Annotated in this window: 14 protein-coding genes; 6 read left to right on the top strand and 8 right to left on the bottom strand. The window is 62.7% G+C overall.

Annotated features, from left to right (window positions below):
* Window positions 1-17 precede the first annotated feature (17 nt).
* From V8N38_RS17065 to V8N38_RS17075, 3 genes are all read right to left on the bottom strand, one after another.
* Entirely contained in the window at window positions 18-1,496 is a 1,479-nt protein-coding gene (locus tag V8N38_RS17065) for an amino acid permease (protein WP_025160186.1), read from the bottom strand.
* Between the two features lie 217 nt (window positions 1,497-1,713).
* The gene (gene yieE / locus V8N38_RS17070) at window positions 1,714-2,580 is read right to left on the bottom strand and encodes a DNA-binding transcriptional regulator YeiE (RefSeq protein WP_016926991.1); all 867 of its coding nucleotides are present in this window, start codon (window positions 2,578-2,580) and stop codon (window positions 1,714-1,716) included.
* A 106-nt stretch (window positions 2,581-2,686) separates the two neighbouring features.
* Window positions 2,687-2,884 (bottom strand): hypothetical protein, encoded by a 198-nt coding sequence (locus V8N38_RS17075; RefSeq protein WP_038877849.1) that lies wholly within the window; start codon window positions 2,882-2,884, stop codon window positions 2,687-2,689.
* A gap of 193 nt (window positions 2,885-3,077) precedes the next feature.
* Here V8N38_RS17075 and V8N38_RS17080 point away from each other — a divergent pair, with 193 nt between their 5' ends.
* Window positions 3,078-4,151 carry a YeiH family protein gene (locus tag V8N38_RS17080; RefSeq protein WP_060420222.1) on the top strand — a complete coding sequence of 358 codons (1,074 nt, stop codon included), beginning with the start codon at window positions 3,078-3,080 and terminating at the stop codon, window positions 4,149-4,151.
* 101 nt (window positions 4,152-4,252) lie between these two features.
* The gene (gene nfo / locus V8N38_RS17085; RefSeq protein ID WP_016926988.1) at window positions 4,253-5,092 is read left to right on the top strand and encodes a deoxyribonuclease IV; all 840 of its coding nucleotides are present in this window, start codon (window positions 4,253-4,255) and stop codon (window positions 5,090-5,092) included.
* A gap of 19 nt (window positions 5,093-5,111) precedes the next feature.
* On the opposite strand, the gene V8N38_RS17090 is transcribed toward nfo, so the two are convergent.
* The 4 genes from V8N38_RS17090 to fruB form a co-directional block, all read right to left on the bottom strand.
* Window positions 5,112-5,705, bottom strand: coding sequence for a DJ-1/PfpI family protein (locus tag V8N38_RS17090; protein ID WP_147840096.1), 594 nt, complete (start codon window positions 5,703-5,705; stop codon window positions 5,112-5,114).
* 162 nt (window positions 5,706-5,867) lie between these two features.
* On the bottom strand, window positions 5,868-7,553 hold the full coding sequence (gene fruA, locus V8N38_RS17095) for a PTS fructose transporter subunit IIBC (protein ID WP_087763354.1): 1,686 nt from the start codon (window positions 7,551-7,553) through the stop codon (window positions 5,868-5,870).
* Between the two features lie 11 nt (window positions 7,554-7,564).
* On the bottom strand, window positions 7,565-8,506 hold the full coding sequence (gene fruK, locus V8N38_RS17100; RefSeq protein ID WP_015378523.1) for a 1-phosphofructokinase: 942 nt from the start codon (window positions 8,504-8,506) through the stop codon (window positions 7,565-7,567).
* Window positions 8,503-9,636, bottom strand: a complete 1,134-nt coding sequence (gene fruB / locus V8N38_RS17105; RefSeq protein ID WP_060439423.1) for a fused PTS fructose transporter subunit IIA/HPr protein — start codon at window positions 9,634-9,636, stop codon at window positions 8,503-8,505. Before fruB ends, fruK begins: the two co-directional genes overlap by 4 nt.
* 247 nt (window positions 9,637-9,883) lie before the next feature.
* Between fruB and V8N38_RS17110 the strand changes: the two genes are divergently transcribed.
* The 4 genes from V8N38_RS17110 to V8N38_RS17125 all read left to right on the top strand — a co-directional run bounded on the left by V8N38_RS17110 (window position 9,884) and on the right by V8N38_RS17125 (window position 15,660).
* Complete coding sequence (locus tag V8N38_RS17110; protein ID WP_147840095.1) at window positions 9,884-10,306, top strand: nucleotide triphosphate diphosphatase NUDT15; 423 nt, start codon at window positions 9,884-9,886, stop codon at window positions 10,304-10,306.
* Window positions 10,307-10,539: 233 nt separating this feature from the next.
* The gene (locus V8N38_RS17115) at window positions 10,540-11,700 is read left to right on the top strand and encodes a NapC/NirT family cytochrome c (RefSeq protein WP_038876287.1); all 1,161 of its coding nucleotides are present in this window, start codon (window positions 10,540-10,542) and stop codon (window positions 11,698-11,700) included.
* A 12-nt stretch (window positions 11,701-11,712) separates the two neighbouring features.
* Window positions 11,713-14,187, top strand: a complete 2,475-nt coding sequence (gene torA, locus V8N38_RS17120) for a trimethylamine-N-oxide reductase TorA (RefSeq protein ID WP_147840094.1) — start codon at window positions 11,713-11,715, stop codon at window positions 14,185-14,187.
* Between the two features lie 297 nt (window positions 14,188-14,484).
* Window positions 14,485-15,660, top strand: coding sequence for a sugar efflux transporter (locus tag V8N38_RS17125; RefSeq protein WP_060439417.1), 1,176 nt, complete (start codon window positions 14,485-14,487; stop codon window positions 15,658-15,660).
* Here the strand turns inward: V8N38_RS17125 and V8N38_RS17130 are convergent.
* On the bottom strand, window positions 15,657-15,911 hold the full coding sequence (locus V8N38_RS17130; protein WP_019453627.1) for a YkgJ family cysteine cluster protein: 255 nt from the start codon (window positions 15,909-15,911) through the stop codon (window positions 15,657-15,659). The two genes, V8N38_RS17125 and V8N38_RS17130, sit on opposite strands and share 4 nt — an antisense overlap.
* Window positions 15,912-16,127: the final 216 nt, after the last annotated feature.

A 16,127-nucleotide genomic window follows, 5' to 3' on the forward strand; every position in this document is an offset into this window, starting at 1 on the left:
GTCTCACTCTCCGAAAATTACTTCACGTCCATCTTCGGGAATTCCATTTCGCTGTACTTCACGACGCGGGTGCCGCGCGACAGCTTGTAACCAAACCAGATCAGCAGGAACAGCGGAATGCCGATGTAGGTCGCGGTCACGCCGTACCAGTCGATCTTGTCTTGCAGGAAGGCCTGGTAGTTCTGGCCCAGGGTAATGATCAGGCACAGCACGAAGGCGAAGATCGGCCCCAGCGGGAAGAACCCGGAACGGTACGGCAAGTCGTTCAGATCGCGCCCCTGCAGCATGTAACCGCGACGGAAGCGATAGTGGCTGATAGCGATGCCCAACCAGGCGATGAAACCGGTCATGCCCGAGGTATTCAGCAGCCACAGGTAAACCGACTGGTTGCCGAACATCGACGTCAGGAAGCACAGCCCGGCCACCACGCAGGTCGCGTACAGCGCGTTGCGCGGCACGCCGCCTTTCGACAGCTTGGCGAAGATGCGCGGCGCCTTGCCTTCCGACGCCAGGGTGAACAGCATGCGGGTAGAGGCGTACATGCCCGAGTTACCGGCCGACAGCACCGCCGTCAGGATCACCGCGTTCATCACCGCCGCCGCCGACAGCAGGCCGGCATGCTGGAACACCAGGGTGAACGGGCTGACGCTGATGTCCTTCACGTCGTTGCGCAGCAGGCTCGGATCGGTATACGGAATGATCAGGCTGATGATCAGAATGGCGAAGATATAGAACAGCAGGATACGCCAGAACACCTGACGCACCGCGCGCGGGATGTTTTTACCCGGGTTTTCCGATTCGCCGGCCGCGATGCCGATGAGTTCGGTGCCCTGGAACGAGAAGCCGACGATCATGGCCACGCCGATCATCGCCGAGAAGCCACCGGCGAACGGCGCGTCCCCTATCGTCCAGTTCTGCCAGCCGGCGTGCTCGCCACCCTTCAGAATGCCGACGATCATCAGCACGCCGACGGCGATGAAGATAATCACGGTGCTGACCTTGATCAGCGCGAACCAGTATTCCGCCTCGCCGAACCCTTTCACCGAAATGTAGTTCAGCAGGAACATCAGGCCGAGGAACAGCGCGCTCCAGATCCAGCCGGGGGTGTCCGGGAACCAGTAGCTCATCACCAACTGCGAGGCCACCAGATCAACGGCGATGGTCACCGCCCAGTTGTACCAGTAGTTCCAGCCCAGCGCGAAGCCGAAGCCTTCTTCCACGTATTTGGCGCCGTAAGTGGAGAATGAACCGGAGACCGGCATAAAGGCCGCCAGCTCGCCCAGGCTGGTCATCAGGAAGTACACCATCAAACCGATCAGCGCGTAAGACAACAGCGCCCCGCCGGGGCCTGCCTGAGAAACCGTGGCCCCCGAGGCGACGAACAGGCCGGTGCCGATGGAGCCGCCGATGGCGATCATGGTCAAATGCCGGGCTTTCAGCTCGCGGCGCAATCCGGGTGCTTGCTGCCCCGATGTTTTTATATCCTGCTGAGCCATTCGTACCCTATCTGCTCTTTGAAAAATGAGGGCGGATTGTAACAAATACCCGCCGGTGAACTAGCAACATTGCACTGATATAAGATAGCTTCATAATTCAGAGGCAATTATTAGCCGCGGCCCTTATGGCCTTACTTACTCTCATTAATGTGAGCGCGCGCAGGTTTTTATGCTTTTTCCGGCCTGCGCGGCAGCAGAGGGCGTGACGCGCTGCCGATTACAGCGCGCAATAGCTGAGAAAACGCTGTAATGCGTTGGAAATGTGCTTTTGCCGATGGCGGATCAGGTACAGGGTGCGCCGCAGCGGCGGCAGCGGTACCGGCAGTTCTACCAGCGCGCCGCTGGCCAGCTGTTCCGCCACCACCCGCCGCGACAGGCAGCTGATGCCGATGCCGTGCCGCACCGCGTGCTTGATAGCCTCCGAGTTGCCGAGCTCCATCACCAGCTGGAAGTGCGGCAGGTGCGCCAACAGCAGATGATCCAGCACCTCGCGGGTGCCCGAACCGCGCTCGCGCAAGATCCACGGCGCATTGGCCAACGCCTCGAGCGTCGGCGGTTGACGGGTCAGCGGGTTGTCCGGCGCGGCGAACACCACCAGCTCGTCCTCCAGCCACGGCTGCGTCACCAGCTCCGGCATATGGCAAGGCCCTTCGATCAGCCCCAGATCGACGCGGAAATCTGCCACCGCCACGATCACGTCCTGGCTGTTGCCGACGTTCAGCTCCAGCGGCGTGGCCGGAAAGTCCCGGCGGTAACGGGCGATCATCTCCGGCAGCATGTAGTTGCCGATGGTGCTGCTGGCGGCGATGCGCAGCGCCCCGCCGTCATGGCGAAACAGCTGCTCGATTTCCCCCGCCTGCTCCAGCAGCGCCAGCGCCTTGGGATACAGCAACCGGCCGTGCTCGTTGATCACCAGCCGTTTGCCGACGCGATCGAACAGCTGCACGCCCAGTTGCCCCTCCAGATCCGCCAGCGCCGCGCTGACCGCCGACTGCGACAGCGCCAGCACCACCGAGGCCTGAGTGGTCGAACCGCTTTTCAGCACTTCGGTGAAGACTTCCAGTTGACGCAACGTGATATGCATAGCCGTCCCGGTAGTGAAAAAGGGTTCTGCCAGAGAACCACAAAATGATGTCAACATGATGTGGGTAGCCCGGCGAGGCTACCCGGTTTACGGCCAATTCGGCGCGTTACTTGCCCAAGGCGACCAGCTGCGCCGCCGCGGCCAGCACCGCCTCGCGCGGCGTGCCGGCTTCGTCCCGCTGTATTAATTGCAGCATCGCCACCAGGCGATCGCGATCGACCACCTTGTTTTCTTCAATCAACCGCCGCACCGCGCGCCCCACTTCCTGGTCTATCTGCTCTCTGCGTTGATCGTCGGTATCCATCGCCTGCTCCTGTTCAGTTGGAAAGTTGACGGCGGCTCGCCGCTCCTCCTCACCCTAGCCGCAATGCGGCTTTATGCCAATGCCTGACGCCATACCACTTATTCAGATAGGTTATAAATATATAATCAATTTCTCTTTTATTCAGCCCAAACGTACTCTTAGCAGCAAGAAACAGACTGAAGGACTGACTTTTATGGCGACTGATACCACTCACACTTATCCCGAGCGACGCTTTCCGCTGTTCGGCCTGCCGCGCCTGGTGCCGGGGCTGGCGCTCACCGGCGCGCTCACCGCGCTGGCCGTCTGGGCCGGCGACATTCCCTGGGTGGCGGAGCTGGGCCTGGGGGCGCTGACGCTGGCGATCCTGTTCGGCATTCTGGTGGGCAACACGCTGTATCCCCGCTGGCAAACCGTTTGTCACGGCGGCGTACAGCTGGCCAAACAACGCCTGCTGCGTCTGGGCATTATCCTTTACGGCTTCCGCCTGACCTTTCAGCAAATCGCCGACGTGGGCGCCAGCGGCATCATCATCGATGCGCTGACCCTGACCACCACCTTCCTGCTGGCCTGCTGGCTCGGCAAGAAAGTGTTCGGCATCGACAGCCAAACCGCGATGCTGATCGGCGCCGGCAGCAGCATTTGCGGCGCGGCGGCGGTGATGGCCACCGAGCCGGTGCTGAAGGCCGACTCCAGCAAAGTGGCGGTGGCGGTCTCGACCGTGGTGGTGTTCGGCACCCTGGCGATCTTCGCCTACCCATGGCTGTATCAGCTGAATGAACACTTCCAGTGGCTGCCGTTCAGCCAGGAAACCTTCGGCATCTACGCCGGCTCCACCATCCACGAAGTGGCTCAGGTGGTTGCGGCCGGGCACGCCATCGGGCCGGACGCCGAAAATGCGGCGGTGATCGCCAAGATGATCCGCGTGATGATGCTGGCGCCGTTCCTGCTGCTGCTGTCGGGCTACATCAGCCGCGGCAGCGCAGGCAAGGCGGAAAAATCCGCCATCACCATTCCGTGGTTTGCCGTGCTGTTTATCGCCGTCGCCGGGCTGAACTCCTTCAACCTGCTGCCGGCCACGCTGGTGCACCATCTGATCACCGCCGACACTTGGATGCTGGCGATGGCGATGGCGGCGTTGGGGCTGACCACCCACATCAGCGCCGTGCGCCAGGCCGGGATGAAACCGATTCTGTTGGCCACGCTGCTGTTCGTCTGGCTGCTGGTCGGCGGCGGCGCGATAAACCAGCTGGTGCAACACTGGCTCTAATCATCCCCTTCAGCGGCCCGCTTCGGCGGGCCGCCGCTTTTCATCATTCAATCCGCCCGCCATCAATGCCATAATGTCACCGATAACACAGGAGAATGAAGATGAAGTTTGTCGGTGCACATGTCAGCGCGTCAGGCGGCGTGGATCAGGCGGTTATCCGCGCGCACGAATTGGAGGCGACCGCGTTCGCCCTGTTCACCAAAAATCAGCGTCAATGGAAGGCCGCGCCGCTGGCCGCCGACGTGATCGATAAGTTCAAGAGCGCCTGCGCGCAGTACGGCTTCGGGCCGGGGCAAATCCTGCCGCACGACAGCTACCTGATCAACCTGGGCCACCCGGTGGCCGAGGCGTTGGAAAAATCGCGCGAGGCGTTTATCGACGAGTTGCAGCGCTGCGAACAGCTGGGGCTGACGCTGCTGAACTTCCACCCGGGCAGCCACCTGCTGCAAATCGATGAAGACAAGTGCCTGGCGCGCATCGCCGAATCGATCAACATCGCGCTGGACAAAACCGCCGGCGTAACGGCGGTGATCGAAAACACCGCCGGCCAGGGCAGCAACCTGGGCTTCAAATTCGAACATCTGGCGGCGATCATCGACGGCGTGGAAGACAAGAGCCGCGTCGGCGTTTGCATCGACACCTGCCACGCCTTCGCCGCCGGATACGATCTGCGTACCGAAGAAGAGTGCGAGCGCACTTTTAAGCAGCTTGGCGACATCGTCGGTTTCAACTACCTGCGCGGCATGCACCTGAACGATGCCAAGAGCGAGTTCAACAGCCGCGTCGACCGCCACCACAGCCTGGGAGAAGGCAACATCGGCAAAACGGTGTTCAGCTACATCATGCGCGATCCGCGTTTCGACAATATCCCGCTGATTCTGGAAACGGTAAATCCGGATATCTGGGCGGAAGAGATCGCCTGGCTGAAGGCACAGCAGTAACCCACCTCTGGCCGCTCGCCTAGGCGCGAGCGGTTTCCCCCACCTCGTGCTCCGCCGCCAGCATGGCGCTGAACTGGCGCAGCGTCTCTTCATCCAGGCCCGCAGCCCTGAACACGGCGGTGGTAAAGCTGACCGGCGCCGATCCCGGTGCCGTAATGACACCGTCATCCACGACGGCGGCGGCGCTCGCAACGAAATGGCGCTGCCCGGTGTAGCCCTCAGCATGGCGCGTCAAAAACCCGGCATCGTTGGAGGTATGCGCCCTGCCGTTCAACAGGCCGGCCCGCGCCAGCGCCAACGTTCCACCGCAAATGCCCGCCAGGGTTGCGCCGCGTTGAAACTGCTCGTTGAGCAACGCGCTGATGTCCGGTGCCCGTTCGGTTTCCCATAGAGTGCCACCGACCACCACCAGCACCTCGGGGCGCCAATCCGCCAATTCGGCCACGCCTTTTTCAACCTCTACCGTCAGCCCGCCCTGTGAGCGAAACTTTCCGACCTGCGGCGCAAAAAACGCTACCTCCAGCCCATAAAACGGGCCGCCAACGCCGGCAATCAGCGCGTATTCCCAATCGGCGAGACCGGATGCCAGTACGATCGCCACTTTTTTAGCCACGGATGAATCTCCTTGAGTCATTCCTTGTTCGCATGAACAAAGTCGCGCTGTCAGCTTAGAAAGCGTTGTGGCTTTTGGCCAGGGGTAAATCGTGCTAACTGCCTCAACCACAAACAAAAACGCGCAACCCAGGGCTGCGCGTTTTGGCGATACCGACGTCAGTTACGCCGCGGCGGCGACCGACGTTTCAGCACGCTTCAGCAGGGCATAAGCCACGCCCGCCAGCAGGGTACCGGCGGCGATCGCCACCAGATACAGCAGCACCGGCGTGATTGCACCCGGGATCAGCAGCACGAACAGCCCGCCGTGCGGCGCCATCAGTTTGGCACCGAACGCCATCGACAGCGCACCGGTCAGCGCACCGCCGGCGATGCAGCAAGGCAGCACGCGCATCGGATCGCGGGCGGCGAACGGGATCGCCCCTTCAGAGATAAAGCACAGGCCCAGCACCAGTGCCGCTTTGCCGCCTTCCCGTTCGGATTTCTCGAACTTGTGGCGCGCCAGCAGCGTCGCCAGCCCCATCGCCAGCGGAGGCACCATGCCGGCGGCCATGATCGCCGCCATTGGCGCATACACCGAGGAGCTGAGCAGCGCCACGCCAAAGGCGTAGGCCGCTTTGTTCACCGGGCCGCCCATGTCGGTACACATCATCGCGCCGAGAATCGCCCCCAGCAGCACCGCGTTGGCGGTGCCCAGCGACTGCAGCCAATGGGTCAGGCCTTCCATGATTTTCGCGACCGGCGTGCCGACTACGTAAATCATGATAAGACCGGTGATCAGGCTGGCGACCAGCGGAATGATCAGGATTGGCTTCAGCGCTTCCATACTTTGCGGCAGGCGCAGCTTGCTGCTGATCGCCTTGGCGACGTAACCCGCCAGGAAACCGGCGATGATGCCGCCGAGGAACCCGGCGCCGGTGCTCACGGCCAGCATGCCGCCGATCAGGCCCGGCGTCAGGCCCGGGCGATCCGCGATGGAGAAGGCGATGAAACCGGCCAATACCGGCACCATCAGCGCAAAGGCGGAGCCGCCGCCGATCTGCATCAGCGCCGCCGCCAACGTGCCTTTGACTTCAAACGCCTTGATGCCGAACACGAACGACAGCGCGATACACAGACCGCCGGCCACCACCATCGGCAGCATGTAGGACACGCCGGTCAGCAGGTGGCGATACGGGCCGTTGCCCTCTTTCTTTTTACCCGCCGGCGCCGCACTGCCGCGCTGCTGCGGCTGGAACACCTCGGCCTCGGCCAGCGCCTTGTCCAGTTCCTGGGCGGTTTTCTTCAGCGCCAGGCCGGTGGAAGTGCGGTACATCGGCTTGCCGGCAAACTTATCCAGATCCACCTCGATATCCGCCGCGACGATCACCAGATCCGCCGCCGCCACTTCTTCCGGGGTGATGGCGTTGCCGGCGCCGACGGAGCCGCGCGTTTCCACCTTCACCCACCAGCCGCGTTTCTTCGCTTCACTTTCAATGGCCTCGGCCGCCATAAAGGTGTGCGCCACGCCGGTTGGGCAAGCGGTGATCGCCACGATGCGTTTTTGCCCATCGGCTTTCACCGGCGCCGCCGCCTGCGGTGCCTGATAGGTTTCAGCTTCGGCCTTGGCGCGCGCCAGAAAAGCGTCCGGTTCACGCACCGCCTGCTCTACGTCGCCCACATACACCAATTTGCCGTTCAGCCCGGCGTCAGCAGGGGCAGACTGCCCCGCCACCGCCACCAGTTCGGCGTCCTGCAGCGACTCGACCAGCGTCAGGCCGGTTTTGGCCGCGGCAGCCTCCAGCATGCGTTTCGCCAGGTGGCCTCGGGCCTGCCCCAGCGAACTGTCTACCATCAGCAGCGTTTTCATTCTGCCTCCTGCTATTGATTGAAAGGTTTCAGATCGACGCGCGCCATCATCGCGGCCAACTGGGGACGATCGGTCACGCCGACGTTGCTCTGGCTGACCGCCAGCGCCGCTACCGCCGTGGCCAGACGCAGGGTATGTTCACTGGATTCGCGCATCAGCAGGCCGTAAATCAGGCCCCCGACCATCGAATCGCCGGCGCCCACGGTGCTGACCACCTCACAGGACGGCGGTTTGGCGATCCAGGCGCCGGACGCGTTAACCCACAGCGCACCTTCCGCGCCGAGGGAGATCACCACGTGGGCGATGCCCTGTTCGCGCAGCGCATGCGCGGCCTCGACCACGTCCGCCAGCGTCGGCAGCGGGCGGCCGGCCCAGATTTCCAGCTCGCGGCGGTTCGGCTTCACCAGCCACGGCGAGGCCTTCAGCCCGGCGACCAGCGCTTCGCGGCTGCTGTCGAAAATGATGCACGGGCACTTGGCGCGCAGCTGGGTCATCCAGTCGGTAAAGGCATCGGGATCGACGCCGGCCGGCAGGCTGCCGCTCACCGCCACCATGTCGAACTGGCCCAGCCAGCTCAGCGAGTCGCTGACGAAGCGATCCCAATCCTGCGGTGTGACTTCAAAACCGGAGAAGTTGAAGTCGGTCACTTCACCGTCTTTTTCCGTCAGCTTGACGTTGATGCGGGTGCGGCCCGGCACCACCTGGAAGCGGTTGGCGATCCCCAGATCGCTGAACAGCAGCTGGAAACCGTCCTGATTGTCTTTGCCCAGGAAACCGCCGACGGTGACGTCGATGCCCAAATCCTTCAACACTTTGGCGACGTTGATACCCTTACCGGCGGCGTGCAGGCCGGCGGTTTTTACCCGGTTGACTTCCCCGCGCTCGATCTGCGGGCAGAAACCCACCAGATCGTACGCCGGGTTCAAGGTGATCGTTGCTACTCTTCTGCTCATGCTGCGCCCTCGCCCAGTCCTTCATTAATCGCTTCGCCAATCGCCTTCAGCGCGGCTTCAGCATCTTCTCCATTGGCGGTAAAGCGCAGGTGATGCCCTTTCTTCACGCCCAGCGCTACCACCTTCATCAGGCTGCGCCCGTTGGCCGGCTTACCGCTGCCGTCCAGGTTGGTGACGGTGATGTCACTGTTGAAACTTTTGATCACGTTGACCAGCGCCGTGCCCGGCCGTGCGTGCAGGCCGTGCTCGTTGCGGATCACAAACTCGGCGCTCAGCACGCTGCTTTCCTCGGCCACTTCGCTGGTCAGCAGCGCCAGCACCCCGGCGGCATCCGCCTTCAGCAGGCGTTCAGCTTTGTTGGCCAGCAGCAGGTCGCTGAGGTAGTTGAGCACCGCCAGCGGCTGCGCATCGGCGACCGACACCGTCAGCAGCAGCGCCACCGGCTCACCGTCTTCCACGAAAGCCTGCGCCGGACGGCTGACGGTGGCCGCGCTGGCCAGGTTGCCTTCGACGCTGTCGCTCAGCCAGATGCCCTGCCCCAGGTTCAGCGGCTTGCGGGTGATGGCATCGCTGACGAACTGCGCGTTGACCGCGCCGGCCTTTTGCAGCCGGCCGGCGTTCAGCGCCTGCAGCGTCATCAGGCTGTCGGCCGCGACGTCGAGCGCAATCAGCGAAACGTCGAACTGGAATTCGGCGCTCTGCTGTTCGCCCATCAGCAGGCTGCGCAGCTCTTCCGCGGAGGTGGTTTTCGCCAGCCGCTCCGCCACGCTGTCATCACTCAGCACGTGCGTGAGCTGGCGCAGCAGCGCCAAATGCTCGTCGGAACGGGCGGCGATGCCGATCGCCACATAGGCGGTCTGGCCTTCGCCCCAGGCGATGCCCTGCGGGAACTGGAATACCTGCACGCCGGTTTTCAGCACCAGATCGCGGGTATCGGTGGTGCCGTGCGGAATGGCGATGCCGTTGCCCAGATAGGTGGACGTCTGCAGTTCGCGCTGCAGCATGCCGTCCACGTAACCGGCGCTGACGCAGCCCGCTTCGGTCAGGGCGGCGGCCACCTGGCGGATGGCCTCCTGCTTACCGTCGGCAGCGGCGCCCAGATGAATGTCTTGCGGTGACAACTGGAACATGATTCTCCTCTCCTGCTGAATTGAATCGTTTCAGCTTCATTGAGAAAAAGGAGCGTTACCCGCTCGCCACAAGCGGCCGGATAACGCTGAAACGTTTCAAGGAGTGTGTAAGCAGCGCAAGGTGAAAGCAAGCTTTCTCCCTTTCGCCATTGCAGATTTTTGAGCTTACGCACACTTTCGCCGGCGCATTGGTCAGCGCCGGGGCAAAATGACATACTGTGCTGAAACTTTGCTGACGGAGAAAAGCATGAACGTAGTGACGGGCGTCGGGGTGATCATCGTCAACCTGCAGGGCGAGATTTTGTTGGGCAAACGCTGCGGCCCGCACGCGCCCTTTTGGTCGATCCCCGGCGGGCATCTGGAGGCCGGCGAAACCTTCGAGCAGTGCGCCCAGCGCGAAATCGCCGAAGAAACCGGGTTGCTTATCGACCCGCCGCGCTTCGTGGGCGTCAGCAACAATCTGCAAACCTGGCGCGCCGAAGGCAAACACACGGTGTCTGTTTGCCTGCAGGTGGATCATCCCGGTGGCAGCGCCGAGTTGAAAGAACCTGAAAAGTGCGCCGAGTGGCGCTGGTGCGCGCCAGACGCCCTGCCGGAGCCGCATTTCGAAGCCAGCCGCACCGCCATCCGCCTGTGGCTGAGCGGCCAGGCCTATGTGCCCACGGCCTGACCCATCGCGAGCGTATGTTGCGCTCGCTTCCCCTGCCGCACTGCCTCACCGCTATATAAATTAGAATATAACGCTATTTTTTGCGATATATGCCCTTTTTTTGACTACGGATAACCCTATGGGGTTAACCCTCTTCTATTATTACCCCTGCAATCGACGTGGCATTCTGACCTCCGGTCGGCGGCCTTTTGGCAAGATTTTATTTTAAATTCATAATTATAAGCGGGTTTACCATGAGCAAAAAACTGACTGGCTTTGAAAAAAAGCGCCGGTGGGGGTGGCTATGGCTTTTGCTGCTGGGGATTATCCTCGGCGCGGCGCTGTTGGCCGGGACCGCCACCGTCTTCCATAAAACCAGCGATACCGCCTTCTGCGTTTCCTGCCACACCATGCAACAACCGCTGGCCGAATATCAGGGCAGCGTCCACTTCCAAAACACCAAGGGCATCCGCGCCGAGTGCGCCGACTGCCACGTGCCGCACCAGCCGATCGATTACCTGTGGACCAAAATCCGCGCGGTGAAAGACATTTATGGCGAAATGGTCGGCACCATCGATACGCCGGAAAAATACGAAGCGCACAAGCTGGCGATGGCGCAGTCGGTCTGGAAAACGCTGAAAGAGAACGACTCGGCCACCTGCCGCTCCTGCCACAGCTACGACGCCATGGACATCACCGCCCAGCGCCCTGAGGCGCGCCTGCAGCACCCGGTGGCGATCAAACAGGGCGAGACCTGCATCGACTGCCATAAGGGCGTGGCCCACATCCTGCCGGACATGAGCGGCGAAACCCAGGCCGGCGCCGCCGAGCTGGCGAAGGCCGCGGCGCTGACCGCACCGGACGCCACCACCCTTTACACCATCGCCACAGAGCCGTTCTTCCTCGGCGCCAACGACAGCCATAACGCCGGCAACCTGATGCCGTCCACCGAAGTGCAGGTGGTGAAGCAAGAGGGCGACAAGGTGCTGGCCACCGTCAGCGGCTGGCAGCAGGACGGCGTCAGCGAAGTGTTCTACGCCGCGCAGGGCAAACGCATCCTCAGCGTGCTGCTGGGTGAAGACGCGCGCCAACAGCTGAAGACCGCCTCCACCCAGACCGATGCGGAAACCGGCCTGGTCTGGCATCAGGTTTCTCTGCAGGTGTGGCTGCCGCGTAAACAGTTGATCGACGATCAGCAAAAAATCTGGCGCTACGCCGCGGACATGATGTCGGCCAACTGCACCGGTTGCCACGGGCTGACCGCGCTCGATCGCTTCAACGCCAACCAATGGATCGGCGTCATCAAAGGCATGGCGCCGCGCACCTCGCTGACGCAGGAACAGCTGCGCGTGCTGACGCAATACGTACAAAAACACGCCAGCGACATGCCACCTGCCGCACCGGCCAAGCTTTAAGGGAGAAGCGCAATGAGCAACCAACAACCGTTAACAATGAGCCGCCGCCGCTTCCTGACCGGGGCCGCCGCGCTGGCCGCCGCCCCGCTGCTGGCTGGCTTATGGCCCAAAGCGGCGCTGGCGCAGGCCATCAGCGAAGCGCTGCCGCAGTTCATCGTCTTGCGTCAGGCGCAAAAAGGCATTCTGACCGGCGCCCACTGGGGCGCGTTCGAGGCCATCGTGCAGGACGGCAAGATGGTCGGCGTGCAGCCGGTGCAGGACGATCCGTATCCGAATGAGCTGATCACCATGGCGCCTTATCAGGTGCACGCCGAGAACCGCATCAAATACCCGATGGTGCGTAAAAGCTGGCTGGAGGGCGGCCCCGGCAGCCATACCGAGCTGCGCGGCCGCGACGAGTGGGTGCGCGTCAGCTGGGACAAAGCGACCGAGCTGGTGTGCAATGAGATCGTTCGCCTGCAAAAAGATCACGGGCCGCAGTCGATCTACGCCGGTTCCTACGGCTGGAAAAGCGTCGGCATGCTGCACAACAGCCGCACGCTGCTGCAGCGCCTGATGAACCTGACCGGCGGTTTCCTCGGCTACGCCGGCGACTACTCCACCGGCGCGGCGCAGGTGATCATGTCGCACGTGGTCGGTTCGATGGAGGTCTACGAACAGCAGACCGCCTGGCCGAACGTGATCGAGAACAGCGAGCTGGTGATCCTGTGGGGCTGCAACCCGATGGTCACGCTGAAAAACAGCTGGAACGTGCCGGATCACGTCGGCCAGACCGGCTTCGAGGCGCTGAAGAAGAAAGGCACCCGGGTGATCAGCATCGATCCGGTGCACAGCGACAGCGCCAAGTTCGTCAATGCGCAGTGGATCGCCCCGCGTCCTTATACCGACGGCGCCATGCTGATCGGCATCGCCCACACGCTGCTGACCGAGAAGCTGCATAACCCGGACTTCCTGAAAACCTACACCGTCGGCTTCGACAAGTTCCAGGCCTACCTGCTGGGCGAGAGCGACGGCGTGGCGAAAACCGCCGAATGGGCGGCCGACATCAGCGGCGTCGATGCCGACACGCTGCGCGGTCTGGCGCGCGAGATGGCGAAGCATCGCACCATGATCATGGGCGGCTGGGGCATTCAGCGCCAGCACCACGGCGAACAGCAGCACTGGCTGCTGGTGACGGTGGCGGCGATGCTCGGCCAGATCGGCCTGCCGGGCGGCGGCTTCGGCTTCAGCTACCACTATTCCTCCGGCGGCAGCCCGACCGCCAAGGGCGGCATCATCGCCGGCATCTCCGCCGGCAACGCGCCGAAGAACTCCCCGGCGCCGATCCCGGTGGCGCGCATCGCCGAATGCCTGAGCAATCCGGGCAAAACCATCGACTTCAACGGTGCCAAGGTCACTTACCCTGAGGTGAAAATGGTGTATGTGGCGGGCGGCAACACCTTCCACCAGCATCAGGACACCAATAACCTGGTCAAAGCCTGGCAGCGGCCGGACACCATCGTGGTCAACGAGCCTTACTGGACCGCTACCGCCAAGCATGCCGACATCGTGCTACCGGCCACCACCAGCTACGAGCGCAACGATCTGGAAATGGGCGGCGACTATTCGCAGCTCTATGTGTTCCCGATGCATCAATGCGTGCCGCCGCAGCACGAGTCGCGCAGCGACTTCGACATCTTCTCGGCGATGGCGGCCAGGCTGGGCGTGCAGGAGGCCTTTACCGAGGGCAAAGACGAAACCCAGTGGCTGAAAGGCATGTACGACGACATGAAGAACCAGGCGCGCGCGGCCCGGGTGGCGCTGCCGCCGTTCGACATGTTCTGGCAATCCAACAACTACGTGCGCTTCCCGGTGCCGGAGGCCAACAAGCAGTGGGTGCGCTTCGCCGACTATCGCGACAACCCGCTGTTGAACCCGCTGGGCACGCCGTCGGGCAAGATCGAGATCTACTCCGACGCTATCGCCAAAATGCATTACGAGGATTGCCCCGGCATCCCGACCTGGATGCCGCCGCACGAGTGGTATCGCGGGCCGGAAGCGGCCAAATATCCGCTGTCGCTCAATACCGCGCACCCGACCAACCGGCTGCACTCTCAGCTCGACAACACGCCGCTGCGCGAGAAATACGCGGTAGCGGATCGTGAAGCTATCCTGATCCATCCGCAGGACGCGCAGCCGCGCGGCATCAGCGGCGGCGATCTGGTGCGGGCGTTCAACGATCGCGGCCAGATCCTGGTGGGCGCAGTGGTCAGCGAAGACGTGCGACCGGGCGTGGTGCGCATCAGCGAAGGCGCCTGGTTCGATCCGGCCGATCCGGCGCAACCCGGCTCGCTGTGCAAGAACGGCAACGTCAACTGCCTGACCTTCGACATCGGCTCTTCCAGCCTGGCGCAGGGCAACTGCGGGCAGATGGCGCAGCTGCAGATCGAGAAGTATCGGGGGCCGGTATTGAAAAATACCGCGCACGCGGTGCCACAAGGCGCCTGATTTACCGACGCGCCCCTGAGGTTGATGACAAACCTCATGTCATTGCCCGGTTTGCAGAAAGCAGCGGATAACAAACAGGGAAAATCAATGAATTGATTTTCGGCTGATGACCACAAAGGAGGAAAAACCACGTTTTTTCCTCCTTTGTCAACGGTCTGGGGGGCGCGACGCGCCCCTTTTTTCTCGTCGCCGCACGACATATCCGTTTACCCTTCGCCGCAAGGGAGCGGTTTGCGTTTCATTTCAACGGGCGTATGATGCGCGCGACCTTCCTTTTTCGACGAATTATCAACCACCATGCCGACTTCATCCGCAATAACGCGACGCGCGCCCGATCTCACTTCGCTGGCCTTTTTGGCGGTGGCGTTCCTGACCGGTATCGCCGGTGCGTTGCAAACCCCGACGCTGAGCCTGTTTCTGGAAACCGAGGTCAAGGTACGGCCGGCGCTGGTCGGGCTGTTCTTTACCGGCAGCGCGGTGATCGGCATTCTGGTCAGCCAGTTTCTCGCCGGCCGTTCGGATAAACAAGGCGACCGCAAATCGCTGATCTTCCTCTGCTGCATGCTGGGTGCGCTGGGGTTCACGCTGTTCGCCTGGAACCGCGACTATTACCTGCTGCTGATCGTCGGCGTGGTGCTCACCAGCTTCGGTTCCACCGCCAACCCGCAGATGTTTGCGCTGGCACGTGAGCATGCCGACCGTACCGGCCGCGAGGCGGTGATGTTCACCTCCATCATGCGCGCCCAGGTCTCCCTGGCCTGGGTCATTGGCCCGCCGATCGCCTTCGCGCTGGCGCTGGGCTTCGGCTTTAAGGCCATGTATCTGGCGGGCGCGGCGGCCTTTGTGCTGTGCGGCCTGCTGGTGTGGAAACGGCTGCCCTCGATGCCGAAAACCGCGGCGACGAACGCGCCCCTGGCCGCACCGCGGCAGCACCGCCGCGATTCGCTGCTGCTGTTCGTCGCCTGCACCCTGATGTGGACCGCCAACAGCATGTACCTGATCAACATGCCGCTGTACGTGGTGCACGAGCTGCGGCTACCGGAGCGGCTGGCCGGGATATTGATGGGCGCCGCCGCCGGGCTGGAGATCCCGGTCATGCTGCTCGCCGGACTGGCGGCGAAGCGCTGCGGCAAACGCCGCCTGATGCGCGGGGCGGTGGTCGCCGGCGTGCTGTTCTACTGCGGCCTGCTGTTTATCACCGGCAGCTGGCAGCTCATCGCCCTGCAGCTGCTGAATGCGGCGTTTATCGGCGTGCTGGCGGGGATCGGCATGCTCTATTTTCAGGATTTGATGCCCGGCCAGGCCGGCGCGGCCACCACGCTGTTCACCAACACCACCCGGGTGGGCTGGATCATCGCCGGCTCGATCGCCGGCGCGGTGGCGGAAATCTGGAACTACCATGCGGTGTTTTACGCCGCGCTGGCGATGACGGTGGGGGCCACGCTGTGCCTGTGGCGGTTGAAAGACGCTTAGGGCGCGGTGTCCGCTTCCAGCCTGGCGAGATAAATCAGCGCCTGATCGCGGTGATCGTGGCACATGTCGCGGCTCGGCTGCAGGCTGCCGCACACTTTCGGCCGCAGCGGCGAATGAAACAGACCGCAGCGCAGCTGCTCATCCAGGTGAATGCAGCGGGTATTGGCGGGCTTGCCGTTCGGCATGCCGGGGATCGGGCTGGATATTGACGGCGCGATACAGCAGGCGCCGCAGTCGCTGCGACAGTCCATCAGCGCTACTCCTGGTGGGCTGGGGAAAAGAAGCGCGACAATAGCAGCCGCGCGCGGCGGCCGCCAGCAGAATCCCTGCGCCCCGGCGATCTTTACACTCATCGCCCTGCGCCGGCCGGCGTCATCGTATGGCGAATAAACGCCCAACACACCTTGATTTACAGATAAAAACGCGTGAAACGTGCAATTCCCCCGCTTTACATGCGCCATACACCC

Source organism: Serratia nevei, from assembly GCF_037948395.1.
GTDB classification, from domain to species: domain Bacteria; phylum Pseudomonadota; class Gammaproteobacteria; order Enterobacterales; family Enterobacteriaceae; genus Serratia; species Serratia nevei.

What these genes read in the sequence shown, in the direction of transcription:
- V8N38_RS17115 (WP_038876287.1), top strand. Translation starts at nt 10,540, where the DNA reads ATGAGCAAAAAACTGACTGGCTTTGAAAAAAAGCGCCGGTGGGGGTGG.
- V8N38_RS17080 (WP_060420222.1), top strand. Translation starts at nt 3,078, where the DNA reads ATGGCGACTGATACCACTCACACTTATCCCGAGCGACGCTTTCCGCTG.
- V8N38_RS17125 (WP_060439417.1), top strand. Translation starts at nt 14,485, where the DNA reads ATGCCGACTTCATCCGCAATAACGCGACGCGCGCCCGATCTCACTTCG.
- yieE (WP_016926991.1), bottom strand. Translation starts at nt 2,580, where the DNA reads ATGCATATCACGTTGCGTCAACTGGAAGTCTTCACCGAAGTGCTGAAA.
- fruA (WP_087763354.1), bottom strand. Translation starts at nt 7,553, where the DNA reads ATGAAAACGCTGCTGATGGTAGACAGTTCGCTGGGGCAGGCCCGAGGC.
- torA (WP_147840094.1), top strand. Translation starts at nt 11,713, where the DNA reads ATGAGCAACCAACAACCGTTAACAATGAGCCGCCGCCGCTTCCTGACC.
- V8N38_RS17075 (WP_038877849.1), bottom strand. Translation starts at nt 2,884, where the DNA reads ATGGATACCGACGATCAACGCAGAGAGCAGATAGACCAGGAAGTGGGG.
- V8N38_RS17110 (WP_147840095.1), top strand. Translation starts at nt 9,884, where the DNA reads ATGAACGTAGTGACGGGCGTCGGGGTGATCATCGTCAACCTGCAGGGC.
- fruK (WP_015378523.1), bottom strand. Translation starts at nt 8,506, where the DNA reads ATGAGCAGAAGAGTAGCAACGATCACCTTGAACCCGGCGTACGATCTG.
- V8N38_RS17130 (WP_019453627.1), bottom strand. Translation starts at nt 15,911, where the DNA reads ATGGACTGTCGCAGCGACTGCGGCGCCTGCTGTATCGCGCCGTCAATA.
- V8N38_RS17065 (WP_025160186.1), bottom strand. Translation starts at nt 1,496, where the DNA reads ATGGCTCAGCAGGATATAAAAACATCGGGGCAGCAAGCACCCGGATTG.
- fruB (WP_060439423.1), bottom strand. Translation starts at nt 9,636, where the DNA reads ATGTTCCAGTTGTCACCGCAAGACATTCATCTGGGCGCCGCTGCCGAC.
- nfo (WP_016926988.1), top strand. Translation starts at nt 4,253, where the DNA reads ATGAAGTTTGTCGGTGCACATGTCAGCGCGTCAGGCGGCGTGGATCAG.